Origin of the sequence: Buchnera aphidicola str. APS (Acyrthosiphon pisum), from assembly GCF_000009605.1 — a bacterium.
GTDB classification, from domain to species: Bacteria; Pseudomonadota; Gammaproteobacteria; order Enterobacterales; family Enterobacteriaceae; genus Buchnera; species Buchnera aphidicola_I.
The window spans coordinates 391,099-407,369 of the sequence record NC_002528.1; the positions used below are offsets into that span (position 1 = coordinate 391,099).

The window sequence follows — 16,271 nt, forward strand, 5'->3', positions numbered from 1 at the left end:
TAGTTGTTTTAGAAAAAAAGCTAAATTAATTTTAAAAAATATATATTTTCATGAAATTAGAAATGATAAACTATTCCAGCACCAATGGTGTTATCTGTAGGAATGTTTTGCTCTTTAATAACATTATCACTCTTTAATAAATTAATTGTATAATTCATATATGTAGAAATATTTTTGTTAAATTCATAACGAGTAGAAATATTAATTTGTTTTGCTAATTCTAAATTTTTAGGAACAGTAGTAGCATCTTTTATATTTAAATTTTGCCCCTTAGAATCTAAATAACTCAAGGAAGGATGAAATCCAGAATGAAAATTATATTCTGCAATCGCTTCAATATTTTGAGTTTTATTGATATATGGTTGATCCTTAGAAGCATTATTATCGCTAAGAATATTTAATGATGGTGTTAAATTACGTCCTTCACCATAAAATGCTGCTATATATATATCATTAGCATCATATTTAAAACCTAAACCATATGCACCTACAGAAGGAGTTAGCTTGTTGTCTTGATTACTTTTGTCAGATTGAAATCTTTGAGAAGAAAAACAAGAACCAATGGCAGTAAGTCCCACATCAGTTTCATATTTTATAGAAATACCCCAACCAGGACCATTTGTCTGATTTTGCGCTCTATTTTCAGATTGATCTTGATACTGTAATATAAAACTCATTCCGTCAATTAAACCAAAAATATCATCATTTTTATAAGTAAGTAAACTATTGCTTCTACCCGTCATATAGTTATCGTTATACGAAAATATACTATCTTTATTAATATATGGAGAACGATTAGTCAACGCTTGCACGTCATGTAAAACACCATAATTACGACCATAATCTATTGATCCCCAATTGCCATACTTGAAACCAGCATATCCTAGACGTAAATTGTTAGGTTGCTGTTTATCTAACAATTGTTCTGGTACAGAAAGATCAATTCCATATTCAATAGTCGCATAACTAAATAGTTCATCAGCAATATTTACCTCCCCCGATAAACCTAAAATAGCATTTGTATCGTCTTTATGAGATGTAATTTTATTTGCTAAAAAACTATGATTTAATTTATGATTAGGATTAATGCTACCATATAACTCAAGTTTATTACCATGTTTGTGAAAAACTTCTAAAGCATTAACTCCATTACTAGCAGCTAATAACATTGGGATTACCATTGCTAAAGATTTACGATTTGTCATAATTTTTTATACTACCTTTTAGTAAAAATAATTTAAATTAATATCAGTTTATTAAAATAAATATTATTTTTTTATATTTTGTATTTATATCTAAATACGAAAATACAAATAATTATTTAGTAAATGTTAAATTTTTTCATTAAAAATAAGCGTTATTAACGGTACGTGGAAATGGAATGAGATCTCGTATATTTGTTATACCAGTAAAATAAGAAATCAGTCGTTCAAAACCCATTCCAAAACCTGAGTGTGGAACTGTTCCGTATCGACGCAAATCGCGATACCACCAATAATCCTCTTTTTTTAGCCCTAATTCTAATAAACGTTCATCTAAAATTGCAATACGTTCCTCTCTCTGAGAACCACCAATTAGTTCTCCGACATTAGGCACTAATATATCTATTGCTGCAACAGTTTTTTTATCGTTATTCAGTCTCATATAAAATGCTTTTAATTCTTTTGGATAGTTTTTTACTATTACCGGAATTTTAAAATAATTTTCTACAAGAAAACGTTCATGTTCAGAAGATAGATCTATACCTAAAAAAACAGAGTTATTAAATTTAATCTTGGAATCAAGCAAAATATTTATGACTTCTACATAATCTATACGTACAAAATCTACTAATAAAAATTTTTCTAAACGATCAACTATATTACTATTAGTATAGTTTTCAAGAAAATTAATATCTGTTATACATTTTTTTAAAAGAGATTTGCAAACATATTTTAACATACACTCAGCAAAATCTGATATATCATTTAAGTCTGTAAAAGCTGATTCTACTTCTAGCATCCAAAATTCCGCTAAATGACGACCCGTATTAGAATTTTCAGCACGAAATGTAGGGCCAAAAGTATATACTTTAGATAAAGAACAGGCATATGTTTCTAAATTTAACTGTCCCGAAACAGTTAAAAAAGATTCTTTTCCAAAAAAATCTTTTTTAAAATCAACGGAACTATCTAAATTTTTAGGAATGTTTTCCATATCTAATGTTGAAACACGAAACATTTCTCCAGCACCTTCAGTATTCAAACTAGTTATAATAGGAGTTGGAACCCAGTAATATTTTTCTTTATAAAAAAAATGATGTAATGAGTGTAATATATAATTTCTTATTCGAGCTATCGCGCCTATTAAATTTGTTCGAGATCGTAAATGTGCTACTTCTCTCAGATATTCTGTGCTATGTTTTTTAGAAGATATTGGATAAGTCTCTGGGTTTTCAACCCAACCCAAAACTTTAATTTTTTTCAATTGAATTTCATATTTTTGTTTATCTCCAATTGATAGTATTAATTTTCCACTAAGCATCACAGAACACCCAGTTGTTAGGTGTAGTATTTCTTTATAATAATTAGGCAAAGTATTATTTGCAATCACTTGTATAGAATTAAAACATGAACCATCATAAATTGTAATAAAAGAAAAACCAGATTTTGAACTTCTACGGTTCCGAACCCATCCACATACAGTAATTAAACTATTTACTATTATATCATCTTTATATATATCTGATATTGATACTCTATTCATAAAACCGTTCCTTTTATACTTATTTTAAAAAATAGATTGTTATAAAAATAATTTTTTTAAAAAAGTAAAAGTTTTTTATTTTAAAAAAAATTATTTGAGCTTGAAAAGGTTATTTAATTATTAAAAATAATATAAAAAATTTTTAGTTTATCTATTTTTTAATGATACATTAAATACTTGACATAAATTTTTTAAAAAAATTCGATCTAAACAAAAGGTTTTTCCTGGACTATCAGATATTTTAGCAACAGGTTTACCATTGCATTCTACTAATTTAATGACAATATTTAGCGGTTTTACATAAGGAATATCACAAGTTAATTTGGTACCTATTCCAAAAATAACATTAATTTTTTTATGAAATTTTTTATATAAAGATATAATTTTTTTAAAATCTAAGTTGTCAGAAAACAATAATGTTTTTGTGCATGGATCTATACCTAATTTTTCATAATGTTTAAGAGCTTTTTCACCCCATTTCACAGGATCTCCTGAATCATGTCTAATACCTTGGTAAAAAGAAGCAAAATGTAAATTAAAATCATCTAAAAATGCATCCATAGTGATTGAATCTGTAAGAGCAATACCTAGATGATTCTTGTATTGATATAACCATTTTTGTAATGCTAAAATCTGACTATTTTTTAAATTTGATCCAATTTGTTGATGTGCTTGAAACCACTCATGAGCTTGTGTTCCTACTGGTTTTATTTTTAATATACGAGCTATATGGTAATTGCTAGAACCAATTAAAAAGGGAAAACTTTCTTTTAATCTTTTAACAATAGAATATTGCACATCATAAGAAAATCTTCTTCTTGTTCCGAAATCTACAATTTTTAAATGAGATAAATCTATATATTTAGTACGATTAAAGAATTTTTTTAATTTAATATCCAAATATTGCAAAGCAGATTGAGAAGTAATTTCTGGAGAAAAATTTCCATGAAAAACTTCGCTAATTAAAGCTAAAATAGGTACTTCCCACAATATTACTTCTTTCCATAATCCACTTATACGAATATGTAATCGACCTTGATAGCTATTGATCTTTACTTGCGAAACATTATAACGAAATTTTTTTAACCAATGTAAATATTCTTTTTTAAAAAAGGGAAAAGAGGTCATATAAACATATTCTTCATGACTTAAAGATAAAGATCTCATCATACTAATCTGATCTAATAAAATATTTGCATAGCAACCTAAAAAGTTATCTCCTCTGCAAAGAAATTCAGCAACTACATTTACATTTTTATAATGATAAAAAACAGCTTGTTGCATATGCAGTTTATATGCATCAGTATCAAGCAGTGTTTTTACTATTGGATAATCATATCGTTTCATAGTATTCTTTATCTTTTTTAATCTACTTTTTTAATATAAAAAAACTATATAACATACTATATCATCCTAGTGACGTTATAGAATATAATAATACTATTATAAAATCTTTTATAAAAATATAACATAAATAGAAAAGTTATCAATTTTTCAAAAAAAAATAATATCTTTAAAAAAAGATAGCACGTAAAATAAAATTATTCTCATTTTACATGTATAGAGTTTTTTACAATATTATTGTATATGATTTTATTCTATATCAAAAAGGAATAACAATGTTTTATTATTTCATTCGTAAGCTATTATTTTTATTAGAGCCTGAAAAAGCTCATTTTCTAACCTTAAAATATCTAAATATTAAAAATATCCAGTTTTTTGATTTTTTTTTTATAAAACTATCATATTATCAAAAAAAATTAAATGTATGGGTTTAATCTTCGATAACAAACTAGGAACGGCAGCAGGAATAGATAAAAACGGAGAATATATAGATGCTTTATCCAAACTAGGATTTGGTTTTATTGAAGTAGGTACTGTTACTCCTTTACCTCAAGTTGGAAATCCAAAACCTAGAATGTTTCGAATAGTTTCTATGGAAGGAATTATTAATAGAATGGGATTTAATAATTTAGGAATAGACAATCTAATTCGTAATATAAAAAAATCTAATTTTAAAGGCATAATAGGTGTTAATATTGGAAAAAATAAAAGTACTAGTTTAGAAAATTCAGTTGACGATTATTTAATATGTATAGAAAAAATTTATTGTTATGCTGGCTATATTGCAATTAATATTTCATCACCTAATACTACAAATTTAAGAAATTTACAATATGGAATACTTTTTAAGAAACTATTATATAAAATAAAAAAAAAACAAAAAGAACTTCATAAAAAATATTTAAAATACGTTCCTATAGCAATTAAAATCTCACCGGATCTTTCGATAAAGGAATTAGTTGATATTTCAAAACAATTAATTAGATATAAAATAGATGCGGTAATTGCAACTAATACGACGCTAGATCACTCATCATTATTTGGATTAAAGAATAGTTCAGAACAAGGCGGTTTAAGCGGATTACCTTTACAAAAGAAAAGTACCAACACTATCTCAATCTTATCAAAAAGTTTACAAAAAAAAATTCCTATTATTGGAGTCGGTGGAATTAATTCTATAAATTCAGCTAAAGAAAAAATAGAATCAGGAGCGACTTTAATACAAATTTATTCTGGATTGGTATATCATGGGCCAAAATTAATTAAAAAAATTATTAATCATATATAATATTTTTATTTGCATATTTTCACATTGACTTTCTAGTACAGAATATTTACTAAATATTATTAAAAATTTTAAATAAATATAATTATTTAAACTATTTATATTATATATATAATATACTCAATATATTATAAAAATAATTTTTAATTATTAAAATACTAATGATAAAAAATAAAAAATGAATGATTTATTTGCAAGTACAAATTTTGGTACTGAAAAATTACTAGAAAAAGAACTCTTATCTTTAGGAGTATCAGATATAAAAATAATCAAGGGAGGAATATATTATAAATCTAATGACTTATTATTATATAAAAGTTTAATGTGGAGTCGAATTGCTTCGCGTATTTATTTATGCATAAAAATTTTTACTATTAATAACATCGATGATCTTTATGATCACGTGTACAGTATTAATTGGACTGAAATTTTTCATATCCACAATACTTTTTTAGTTAATTTTAAAGGAACTAATAATTTTATTCGTAATAGTTTATTTGGAGCTCTTGTAACCAAAGATGCAATTATTGACCAATTCCAAAATAAATACGCTTCTCGTCCAAATGTAAATCTTATTGAACCCGATATCCGAATAAAACTTGTACTGTTAAATAACAATATCTTGCATATTATGCTAGATTTGAGTGGCGAACCTTTAAATAAAAGAGGATATCGTCAATTCTATAACACTACTCCTATTAAAGAAAATCTAGCAACTGCAATTGTATTAAGTTCAGGATGGAATGAGAATACTCCTATGATAGATCCTATGTGTGGTTCAGGAACATTTCTCATCGAAGCAGCGATGATATCTTCTGATAGAGCACCTGGATTAAAAAGATTAAAATGGGGGTTTCAATTTTGGAAAAAATATAATAAAAATTTATGGAAAAAAGTTTTAGAGGAAGCGGAAGAAAAATTTAAAATAGGAATAAAAAAATGTTTTCAAAATTATTTTATAGGATACGATTATGATCCTGAAATCATAAAAAAAGCTAAAAAAAATGCATCAAATGCAGGTGTTTTAAAAATAATTCAATTTTTAACAAAAGATGTGAATAACTTAAAAAATGTTTATCATAAAGAACAAGAAGGAATAATACTAAGTAACCCCCCATATGGAGAAAGATATCAAACTGAAAATAAATTAGTAGGTTTATATGTACAATTAGGAATAACAGCAAAAAAATACTTTAAAAATTGGAAATTATCAATATTTAGTGCATCAACATTTTTATTGGATTTTTTGCAAATGCAATCACATGAAAAATATTTTTTTAAAAACGGTCCGTTAAATTGTATCCAAAAAAATTTTTTAATTTTTTTTAAAAATTCTAGTATTACAACAAATGAATTTAAAGATAGATTAAACAAAAATTTTAAAAAATTAAAAAAATGGATTAATTCGGAAAAACTAGAATCCTTTCGAGTTTATCATGCAGATTTACCGAATTATAATATAATAGTAGATGTTTATGATAAATGGGTGGTAATTCAAGAATATCAAGCTCCAAAATCAATAGATCATAATAAAGCATTTAAAAGATTGTGTGATGCTATTTACTATACAAAAGAGGTATTATCTATTTCTATAAATAATATCGTATTAAAAACTAGAATAAAAAACAAAAATAAAACACAGTATAAAAAATTATTTAATAGTAATGATTTTATCACTATTAAAGAATATCATGCAAAATTTTTAGTGAATTTAACAGATTATGTAGATACTGGATTATTTTCAGACAAACGACTGGTAAGAAAGCTATTAGGAGTATTAGCTAAAGGAAAAGATTTTCTTAATTTATTTTCATATACTGGAACCGCTACTGTTTATGCTGGATTAGGACACGCAAATAGTACAACAAGCGTAGATATTTCTAATACTTATATAAAATGGTCAGCACGTAATATGTCTCTTAATAATCTAACTAGTTCTCAGCATAATTTTATTCAATATGATTGCTTAAAATGGATTAAAAAAACTAATCAGAAATTTGATCTTATATTCATCAATCCGCCAACTTTTTCAAATTCTAAAAAAATGCAACAATCTTTTGATTTAAAAAGAGACTATCTTGACGTAATGATACACTTAAAAAAAATTTTACGTCATGATGGCACAATTATTTTTTCCAGTTCTACACGAAATTTTGAAATTAACTTTAATTGCATTAAAAAAATGCAATTACATGCAAAAAAAATTACTAACAAAATACAATCGAAAGATCATTTAAAAAATTCAAATATTTACCATTCGTGGTTAATAAAACATATAAAGTAAATTCAAGGATAGTAATTTTATGTCTTTAATTAATATTCATAATGCCTCTTTATCATTTAGTAATTTGCAAATATTAGAAAAAAGCACCTTTCATATCAACAAAAATGAACGAGTCTGTTTAATTGGCAAAAATGGAGCTGGAAAATCTACTTTATTAAAAATTATTAATAAAAAACAAGATTTAGATGAAGGTCAGATTATTTATAAAAAAAATACAACAACAGCTTATTTAGAACAGAATAACCCTAAAAATCTTAATATTTCTATATATGATTTTATCGCTTTAGGATTGAAAGAACACGAAAAAAATAAAAAAAAACACACAAACGAAATTGTAAAAATAGAAAAAATAATTGAATTGATTAAATTAAATAAAAACACTTTATTATCCCATCTATCTGGAGGTTTATTAAGAAAAGTCGCATTAGGTCGTGTATTGGTAAGGGAACCTGATATACTACTACTTGATGAACCTACAAATCACTTGGATATGAAAACAATTAAATGGCTTGAAACATTTTTAAAAAAATTTTCTGGTAGTATACTATTTGTATCACACGATAGAAATTTTATTCAAAATGTATCTACACGAATTATAGATCTTGATCGTGGAAAATTAGTTTCTTGGCCAGGTGATTATGAAAATTTTATAAAATTAAAAAATGAAAGTTATCGTATTGAAAAAATACAAAAACAATTATTTGATAAAAATTTAGAAAAGGAAGAACAATGGATTAGAAAAGGTATCAAAGCACGTTCTACTCGAAACGAAGGCAGAGTTAAAAAATTAAAAATATTGCAAAAAGAACAAAAAGATTACAAAAAAATAGAAAAAATAAATAATATCGAAATTAATCAATCAAAAAATTATTTAGGAAAAATAATTTTTAAGTTAGATAATATAGACTTTTTAGTAAATAATAAAATTATTATTAAAAATTTTTCATCAATTATTCAACATGGTGATAAATTAGCATTAATTGGTGATAATGGATGTGGGAAAAGTACATTAATTAAAATCATTATAGGGGAAAATAAACCTCAAAAAGGAAAAATTTATATAGGTAAAGGATTAAAAATATCATATTTTGATCAAAATAGATCTTTTTTAAATCCAAATAAATCTATTATAGAAAATATAGATTATGGAAAAGAAAAAATTTTGTTAAATAGCAGAGAACAACATATAATAAGATACTTAAAAAATTTTCTTTTCAAACCCAATCAATTAAAATCTTTAGTAAAAACATTATCAGGTGGTGAATGTAATAGGTTACTTTTAGCTCAATTGTTTTTAAAACCAAGTAATGTTTTAATTCTTGATGAGCCTACAAACGATTTAGACTTAGACACTCTGCAATTGCTAGAAAAAATTATTATTGCCTATAAAGGTACTGTTATTATTGTTAGCCATGATAAAACATTCATTAAAAATACCGCAAAAAAATGTTGGTTTTTTGAGAAAAATGGATTTATCAATACTCATTTCAGTCAATATGATTCTTTAAAAAAAGAAAAAAATAATTTTCATAAAGAAAAAATACAAAAAAATAAATCTAAAATAAATCTTGCTATTAAAATAAAAAATAATTTCAAAAAAGAACTCAATGCTATTTTATATGAAATAGAAACAATTGAACTTGACATTAAGACATTACAAAAAAAAGTAAATGAACCTGATTTTTTCAAAAAAACGTTAGAAGAAAAATTACCAACACTTAAAATGCTAGCTCAAAAAGAAAGAAAATTAGGAAAAAAAATACTTTTTTGGGAAAAATTAGAAAAAAATATTATAAATACTAAAATATAGAATTTAATAAGAAATTTTTTTAAGATCATTATTTAACATATAAAATTTGTATTTTTTCATACATTCTAAAGAGCAGCAACTGTGAAATTTAACAGAACAGTTTTCACATTGAATAAAAAGAAGATGACACGAGCTGTACTTACAGTTAATATAAACATCAGAGGATTTCCCACATTGCTTACAATATGATATTACTTCATCTGAAATTTTCTCACTCATTCGATTATCAAAAACAAAACTTTTCCCTTTAAACAAAACGGGTAACCCATTTTTTCGAGCATCGTGTACATAACCAATAATACCTCCTTCTAAATGATAAACATGTTTAAAACCATTAAAAAGCATCCAAGAAGTTGCTTTTTCACAACGAATGCCACCTGTACAATACATAACAATTTTTTTATTTTTAGCATATGCCATTAATTGTATTACTTTTTTTAATTGTTCTCGAAAAGTAATGCTTTTAATTTCTATCGCATTCTCAAAATGACCAATAGCATATTCATAAGAATTTCGCATATCAATGAATATTGTCTTTTTATCATTTAACATCGAATTAACTTGTTCTGATTGAATGTAAATACCCACATTATTAGGGTTAAAAAAATGTTCTTTAATTCCATCTTGTACAATTTTTTTTTTAATTTTAACACAAAGAACCCAAAAAGATTTCTCATTATCTAATGATTTATTAATACGTAAATTATTTAGCTCTATATCGAAATTATATAAAAATTTTTTTAAAATAGAATAATATTTTTTAGGAACACTAATTTGAGCGTTGATACCTTCAGATGCTACATAAATTCGGCCTAAAACATTATATTTATAAAAAGTTTTATAAAGTCTATCACGATATTCTTGAGTGTTTTTAATAAAAAAATATTTATAGAAAGATAGTGTTAAACGAGGTTCTGTTTCAAAAAACATACGTCTTTTTAGTTCTTTTTTAGAAACAATATTATGTAAAATTGACATTTAAAAATCCTATAATTATTATATTATCAGAAGAATATAGAAAAAATATCATACAGTTACTTTTTATAAGACATATTTCTAAATATTTTTATTTGTTCAGATAATTTTAGATTTATTTCATTTAATTTTAATAATTTATTTTTTTCCTGTGTTACTATTTTTGTAGGAGCATAAGATAAAAAATCTTTATTTAAAATTTTAGTTTTAATTTTAAATATGTTAAGTTCTGTTTTTTTTTGCTCTTTTACTAATCTTTTTAATTCCACTTTAGTATCTACTAATTTTAATATAGGTATTATAATTTCGGCACCATCTATTATTTCTTTTATACATAAGTCTTTATCATATTTTTCAGAAAGTATTGTAATCTTATCTAAAAACGATATATTTTTTATTAATGAAATATTTTCTTTGATAACTTTTTCTTGTTCAGAATTGATATTATATAAAAATAATGGTAATAATTTTGTTGAACTAACATTCATATTAGTTCTAATATTTCTCAGAAATACAATTATTTTTTTCATCCAATTCATTTGAACTAATATTTTTTTATCAAATAATTTATGATTATACTCTGGAAAATCTTGCAACATAATAGTCTTTTCTGAAATATTTTGAATTAATTTTATGCGTTGCCAAATTGTTTCAGTTATAAAAGGCATGATAGGATGAGCTAATTTTAAGAGCAACTCTAAAACATACACTAAAACATTTTTAGTACAATATACTTCTTTAGAAGAGCCTAATTTAATGACTATTTTAACAAATTCTAAATACCAATCACAAAATATATTCCAAATAAAATCATATAAAATATTAGCAGCAATATCAAAACGATAAGTATCTAATGATTCACGATACAATTTTACTGTGTTATTAAATTCTATTAAAATCCATTTATTTATTAATAACATCTTTCTTTTAACATCAAATTTTGAAAAATTATGATCTTGTGTATTAATTAAAACAAATCGACTAGCATTCCAAAGTTTATTACAAAAGTTACGATATCCTTTTAATCGATTCATATCCCATTGTATATCGCGTGTACTAGATGCCAATGCAGAGAAAGTAAACCGTAATGCATCTGTGCCAGTAGATTTAATGCCTTCTGGAAATTGTTTAATAGTACGTTGAATTATTTTATCAGACAAATTTGGTTGTAATAAATTATTCGTTCTTTTTTTAATTAATTCACTTAAAGAAATTCCATCTATCATATCTAAGGGGTCAATTACATTTCCTTTTGATTTGGACATTTTTTTTCCAAATTCATCTCGAATTAATCCTGTTATATAAATATTTTTAAAAGGAACTTCAGGATTATTATGTTTATCTTTCATAAAATACATTGTCAACATAATCATTCTAGCAATCCAAAAGAAAATAATATCGAAACCACTTACTAAAACATTAGTAGGATGAAAAGTCTTTAAAAATGTAGTTTTCTTTGGCCATCCTAATGAAGAAAAAGTCCATAATCCAGAAGAAAACCAAGTATCTAATACATCATTTTCTTGTTTTAATAAGACATTCTCTGATATCGAATAAGCTTGACGTATTTCTTTTTCATTTTGACCAATATAAATATTTTTCTGATCATCATACCATACTGGAATACGGTGACCCCACCATAACTGTCGAGAAATACACCAATCTTCAATATTATTCATCCAAGATGAATACATACTTTCATATTGTTGTGGTATAAATTTAATTTTTTTATCTTTTACGGCATTTAAAGCTACTTTAGCTAAAGTTGATGTTTTTAAATACCATTGATTTGTAAGCATCGGTTCTATAATAACACCGCTTCTCTCGCTATAAGGGACAGTAACATTACATTCTTCAATTTTTTCCAAAAATCCTAATTTTGTAATTTCTTTAATAATTTCAATTCGTGCAGACAAAATATCTAAATGTTGAAATTGCATTGGAATGCATGTACTATATTGATTAGATTTTTCACCTTTATAGTTATAAACTTCGGCCGTAGATTTGATACGCCCATCAAAAGTAAAAATATTAATCATTGGTAATTTATGATGTAATCCGACTTTATAATCATTAAAATCATGTGCAGGAGTAATTTTTACACAACCAGTTCCTTTTTCTAAATCAGCATATCTATCTTTAATTATAGGAATAATTCTATTAGTTAAAGGACAGGAAACATGATTTCCAATAAATTGATTATATTTATAATCTTCAGGATTTACAGCAATAGCTGTATCACCTAATAAAGTCTCGGGTCTAGTAGTTGAAACTATTAAATATTTTACTTTACTTCTTAAGGACATATCATTTTCAATAATTGGATAACGAATAAACCATTTTTTTCCTTTTATTAAACGATGCTCAACTTCTAAATCTGAAATAACAGTTTCTAATTTTGAGTCCCAATGTACTAATTTTTTTTTCTGGTAAATTAAATTATTTTTATATAATATAATAAAAGCTTCTCTAACAGAATTAGAAATATCAGGATCTAAAGTAAATTTTTCGTAATCCCAATCTACTGATATTCCTAGACGTCGCATTTGTTTTGTAATAATATTACTTGATTGTTTTTTCCATTCCCAAATTTTCTTAATAAAATCATCTCTGCTATAATCTTTTTTAGTCTTCTGTTCTTTTTCAAAAATTTGACGTTCAACTAAAATTTGTGTTGCTATTCCAGCATGATCTGTTCCTACTTGCCAAAATGTGTTTTTTCCCTGCATTCTATGATAACGAATCAATATATCCATAATGGTTTGTTGAAATGCATGTCCCATATGCAAGCTTCCTGTAATATTAGGAGGAGGCATCATAATACAAAAAGTTGATTTTTCTAAATGATTAGGTTTAAAAAACCCATTTTTTTCCCAAAAAAAATATAAAGATTCTTCGATATGTTTAGGATTATAAATTTTTTCCATTTTATTTAACTATTTTAATAAAAAAGGCGATATTGCCATGTAATGATGATAGTATCTCAGTTGAAAATATATTTTTTTAATTATAAATATAATTAGACTGATTTAATAAAAATTGACATAATAATTCAACAGGACGTCCTGTTGCACCTGATTTTTTTCCTGATTTCCATGCCGTTCCAGCAATATCTAAATGTGCCCAATTATACTTTTTAGTAAATTTAGAAAGAAAACAAGCTGCAGTTATAGCTCCTGCTTTCCCTCGTCCTATATTAGAGAAATCTGCAATATCAGAATTTAATTCTTTATGATATTCTGAAAATAATGGTAAACTCCATATTTTATCATCTGTTTCCTGCGATGCATGGAGTAATTGATTTGATAACTCTTCATTATTACTAAAGAGTCCACTTACCGATTCCCCTAATGCTGTAACACAAGCTCCAGTTAATGTCGCGACGTCAATGACTATATCAGGAGAAAAACGTTCTAAATATGTTAATGAGTCACATAAAACTAGACGTCCTTCAGCATCAGTATTTAATATTTCTACTGTTTGACCTGACATAGTAGTTAAAACATCTCCAGGTCTAAAAGAATGACTACCTACCATGTTTTCACAACCAGATAAAATTCCAATTACTGTTAAAGGTAATTGTAACTCAGCAGCCATAATTAAAGTTCCGTATACTGCTGCAGCACCACACATGTCATACTTCATTTCATGCATATGAAGAGCTGGTTTGATAGATATTCCTCCAGAATCGAAAGTCAAACCTTTTCCGACAAAAGCGATAATTTTTTTATTTACAATATTATTGCCAGAATATTTTATTACAGACATGAATGGTTTATTTTTTGATCCATTTCCTACTGCTATATAAGCATTCATACCTAATTCTTTCATTTTTTTTATATCAATAATTTCCACAACAATATTATTTTCATATTTTTTAGAAAGTTCTTGAGCTTTATAAGATAAATACAGAGGATTACAGATATTAGGTGGTAAATTGCTTAAGTTTTTTGTAGATGTAATTGCATGGTCAATAGCTAGTGCGTGTTTTAATGCTGTTTTTGCTATAAATAAATCATTTTTTTTTATTATATTTAATGTAATAGAATGTATATTAGTATTTTTTATATTTATATTATTTATTTTAATTGTTTCATATAATGATTCTTTTAAAGAAAGAACCATTCTTCTAATCATCCAATATATATTATCAATATTAATGTTAGAAAAAGAATAAACAATATTTGTTATAGATTTTTTTTTTATTGCGTGTATAGTATTTTTTAAGATTTTTTTAAAACGTATTATGTTGATTTCATCTTTTTTTCCACATCCTACAAGTAATATTCTTTTTGAAAGTATCTTAGGAACTTTATACAACATAAGTGTATCTCCTATTTTTCCTTGAATATCACCTAGTTTAATTAAAGAAGTTATATGACCGTTGCTACATTTATCTAAATAAATGGCCGAATCGGAAAGTTCAGATAGTTCGAAAACAGAAACTACTATACAATCAGTTTTTTCTTTATCTAAGAAACAACTTTTTATAAAAAAATTCATGATTATTTCTCTATGTTTAAATAAGATGAATTAATTAAATTATCAAGATAATAAAAACATCTCTAGGTTAATATCTTTATATAAAATTGATACTATTAATTTTATTATATTCCTATATAGTATAAATTTTTTTAATCATTATTTAATTAATAAATATGATTCTTTTAAATTTTATTAAAAATATTATATACTATAAAACTAATCCTGCTTTAATTGCAATTTTTAAAAATATATTTTTATCTAATGATGAGACGTTAATATGAATAATCTTTATCAACGTGATTGTTTAAGACTATTAGATTTTACTTCTTTAGAATTACAAAATATAATTACACTGGCTCAAAAGCTAAAACAATATAAAAAAAACAATAAAGAAATTCAACTACTCAAAAAAAAAAATATTGCTTTAATTTTTGAAAAAGAATCCACTCGTACAAGATGCTCATTTGAAGTAGCTGCATTTGATCAAGGAGCTCATGTCACGTATCTTGGACCTGGTAGTACACATCTTGGAACAAAAGAGTCTATAGAAGATACTGCTAAAATACTCGGACGTTTATATGACGGTATTCAATATCGAGGACACCATCATAGTACAATAGAAATTTTAGCTAAAAATTCAAAAGTGCCAGTTTGGAATGGTTTGACTGAAAAATTTCACCCTACACAATTGCTTGCTGATTTACTAACTATAAAAGAAATTTTTCCAGAAAGAAAATTTTATGAAATAAAATGTGCTTATGTTGGAGATGCACATAATAATATGGGCAATAGTTTATTAGAAGCTGCGTCATTAGTTGGATTAGATTTACGTTTAGTAGCTCCTAAAGAATGTTGGCCCGAAAAAAATATATTTAAATTTTGTAAAGAACAAATGAAAAATAAAAAAGGGAATATAATATGTACTGAAAACATTAACGAAGGAGTAAAAAATGTAGATTTTATATACACTGATGTCTGGGTATCTATGGGAGAATCTCAAGAAGTATGGAAAAAAAGAATTGAATTATTGAGCTCTTATCAAGTAAATAGTTTAATGTTAAAAATAACTAATAATCCACAAGTAAAAGTATTGCATTGCCTTCCTGCTTTACATGATCAAAAAACTTGTACAGTTAAATCTATATTAAAAAAATATGGTTTTAAAAATGGAATGGAAATAACAGATGAAGTTTTTCAAAAAAACCAAAAAATTATTTTCGAACAAGCAGAAAATAGATTGCATACTATTAAAGCTATTCTTGTATCTAGTTTATTAAAAACTATTAAATTTTAAAAAATAATTATAGTGAACAATATAAATGCCTTTAACATACTCAATATTT

The 16,271-nt window shown here is 25.0% G+C and carries 9 protein-coding genes and 1 pseudogene; 4 read left to right on the forward strand and 6 right to left on the reverse strand.

The genetic code is table 11. From position 1 onward, the window contains the following. Positions 1-56: 56 nt before the first annotated feature. The 3 genes from BU_RS01890 to pncB all read right to left on the reverse strand — a co-directional run bounded on the left by BU_RS01890 (position 57) and on the right by pncB (position 4,092). The gene (locus BU_RS01890) at positions 57-1,205 is read right to left on the reverse strand and encodes a porin (RefSeq protein ID WP_010896084.1); all 1,149 of its coding nucleotides are present in this window, start codon (positions 1,203-1,205) and stop codon (positions 57-59) included. 139 nt (positions 1,206-1,344) lie between these two features. Next, positions 1,345-2,745 carry an asparagine--tRNA ligase gene (gene asnS, locus BU_RS01895; RefSeq protein ID WP_010896085.1) on the reverse strand — a complete coding sequence of 467 codons (1,401 nt, stop codon included), beginning with the start codon at positions 2,743-2,745 and terminating at the stop codon, positions 1,345-1,347. Positions 2,746-2,892: 147 nt separating this feature from the next. Beyond that, positions 2,893-4,092 carry a nicotinate phosphoribosyltransferase gene (gene pncB, locus BU_RS01900; RefSeq protein ID WP_009874317.1) on the reverse strand — a complete coding sequence of 400 codons (1,200 nt, stop codon included), beginning with the start codon at positions 4,090-4,092 and terminating at the stop codon, positions 2,893-2,895. Positions 4,093-4,364: 272 nt separating this feature from the next. Here pncB and pyrD point away from each other — a divergent pair. The 3 genes and pseudogenes from pyrD to BU_RS01920 all read left to right on the forward strand — a co-directional run bounded on the left by pyrD (position 4,365) and on the right by BU_RS01920 (position 9,468). Then, positions 4,365-5,377, forward strand: a pseudogene (gene pyrD / locus BU_RS01910) (quinone-dependent dihydroorotate dehydrogenase). Positions 5,378-5,552: 175 nt separating this feature from the next. Further along, positions 5,553-7,658 (forward strand): bifunctional 23S rRNA (guanine(2069)-N(7))-methyltransferase RlmK/23S rRNA (guanine(2445)-N(2))-methyltransferase RlmL, encoded by a 2,106-nt coding sequence (rlmKL, locus tag BU_RS01915; protein WP_009874320.1) that lies wholly within the window; start codon positions 5,553-5,555, stop codon positions 7,656-7,658. A 19-nt stretch (positions 7,659-7,677) separates the two neighbouring features. Continuing rightward, positions 7,678-9,468 (forward strand): ATP-binding cassette domain-containing protein, encoded by a 1,791-nt coding sequence (locus BU_RS01920; protein WP_010896086.1) that lies wholly within the window; start codon positions 7,678-7,680, stop codon positions 9,466-9,468. 3 nt (positions 9,469-9,471) lie between these two features. Here the strand turns inward: BU_RS01920 and BU_RS01925 are convergent, their stop codons facing one another. The 3 genes from BU_RS01925 to BU_RS01935 all read right to left on the reverse strand — a co-directional run bounded on the left by BU_RS01925 (position 9,472) and on the right by BU_RS01935 (position 14,946). Next, a complete protein-coding gene (locus tag BU_RS01925; RefSeq protein WP_010896087.1) occupies positions 9,472-10,446 on the reverse strand; it encodes a rhodanese-related sulfurtransferase in 975 nt (324 codons plus the stop codon). Positions 10,447-10,502: 56 nt separating this feature from the next. Next, positions 10,503-13,370, reverse strand: a complete 2,868-nt coding sequence (locus BU_RS01930; protein WP_010896088.1) for a valine--tRNA ligase — start codon at positions 13,368-13,370, stop codon at positions 10,503-10,505. 76 nt (positions 13,371-13,446) lie between these two features. After that, positions 13,447-14,946: a leucyl aminopeptidase gene (locus BU_RS01935; RefSeq protein ID WP_010896089.1), complete on the reverse strand. Its 1,500-nt coding sequence runs from the start codon at positions 14,944-14,946 to the stop codon at positions 13,447-13,449. Positions 14,947-15,205: 259 nt separating this feature from the next. On the opposite strand from BU_RS01935, the gene argF reads away from it, so the two are divergent. Continuing rightward, positions 15,206-16,222 carry an ornithine carbamoyltransferase gene (gene argF, locus BU_RS01940; protein WP_010896090.1) on the forward strand — a complete coding sequence of 339 codons (1,017 nt, stop codon included), beginning with the start codon at positions 15,206-15,208 and terminating at the stop codon, positions 16,220-16,222. Positions 16,223-16,271 lie beyond the last annotated feature (49 nt).

Coding starts and splice junctions, on each gene's coding strand:
- BU_RS01890 (WP_010896084.1), bottom strand. CDS start 1,205: ATGACAAATCGTAAATCTTTAGCAATGGTAATCCCAATGTTATTAGCT.
- asnS (WP_010896085.1), bottom strand. CDS start 2,745: ATGAATAGAGTATCAATATCAGATATATATAAAGATGATATAATAGTA.
- pncB (WP_009874317.1), bottom strand. CDS start 4,092: ATGAAACGATATGATTATCCAATAGTAAAAACACTGCTTGATACTGAT.
- rlmKL (WP_009874320.1), top strand. CDS start 5,553: ATGAATGATTTATTTGCAAGTACAAATTTTGGTACTGAAAAATTACTA.
- BU_RS01920 (WP_010896086.1), top strand. CDS start 7,678: ATGTCTTTAATTAATATTCATAATGCCTCTTTATCATTTAGTAATTTG.
- BU_RS01925 (WP_010896087.1), bottom strand. CDS start 10,446: ATGTCAATTTTACATAATATTGTTTCTAAAAAAGAACTAAAAAGACGT.
- BU_RS01930 (WP_010896088.1), bottom strand. CDS start 13,370: ATGGAAAAAATTTATAATCCTAAACATATCGAAGAATCTTTATATTTT.
- BU_RS01935 (WP_010896089.1), bottom strand. CDS start 14,946: ATGAATTTTTTTATAAAAAGTTGTTTCTTAGATAAAGAAAAAACTGAT.
- argF (WP_010896090.1), top strand. CDS start 15,206: ATGAATAATCTTTATCAACGTGATTGTTTAAGACTATTAGATTTTACT.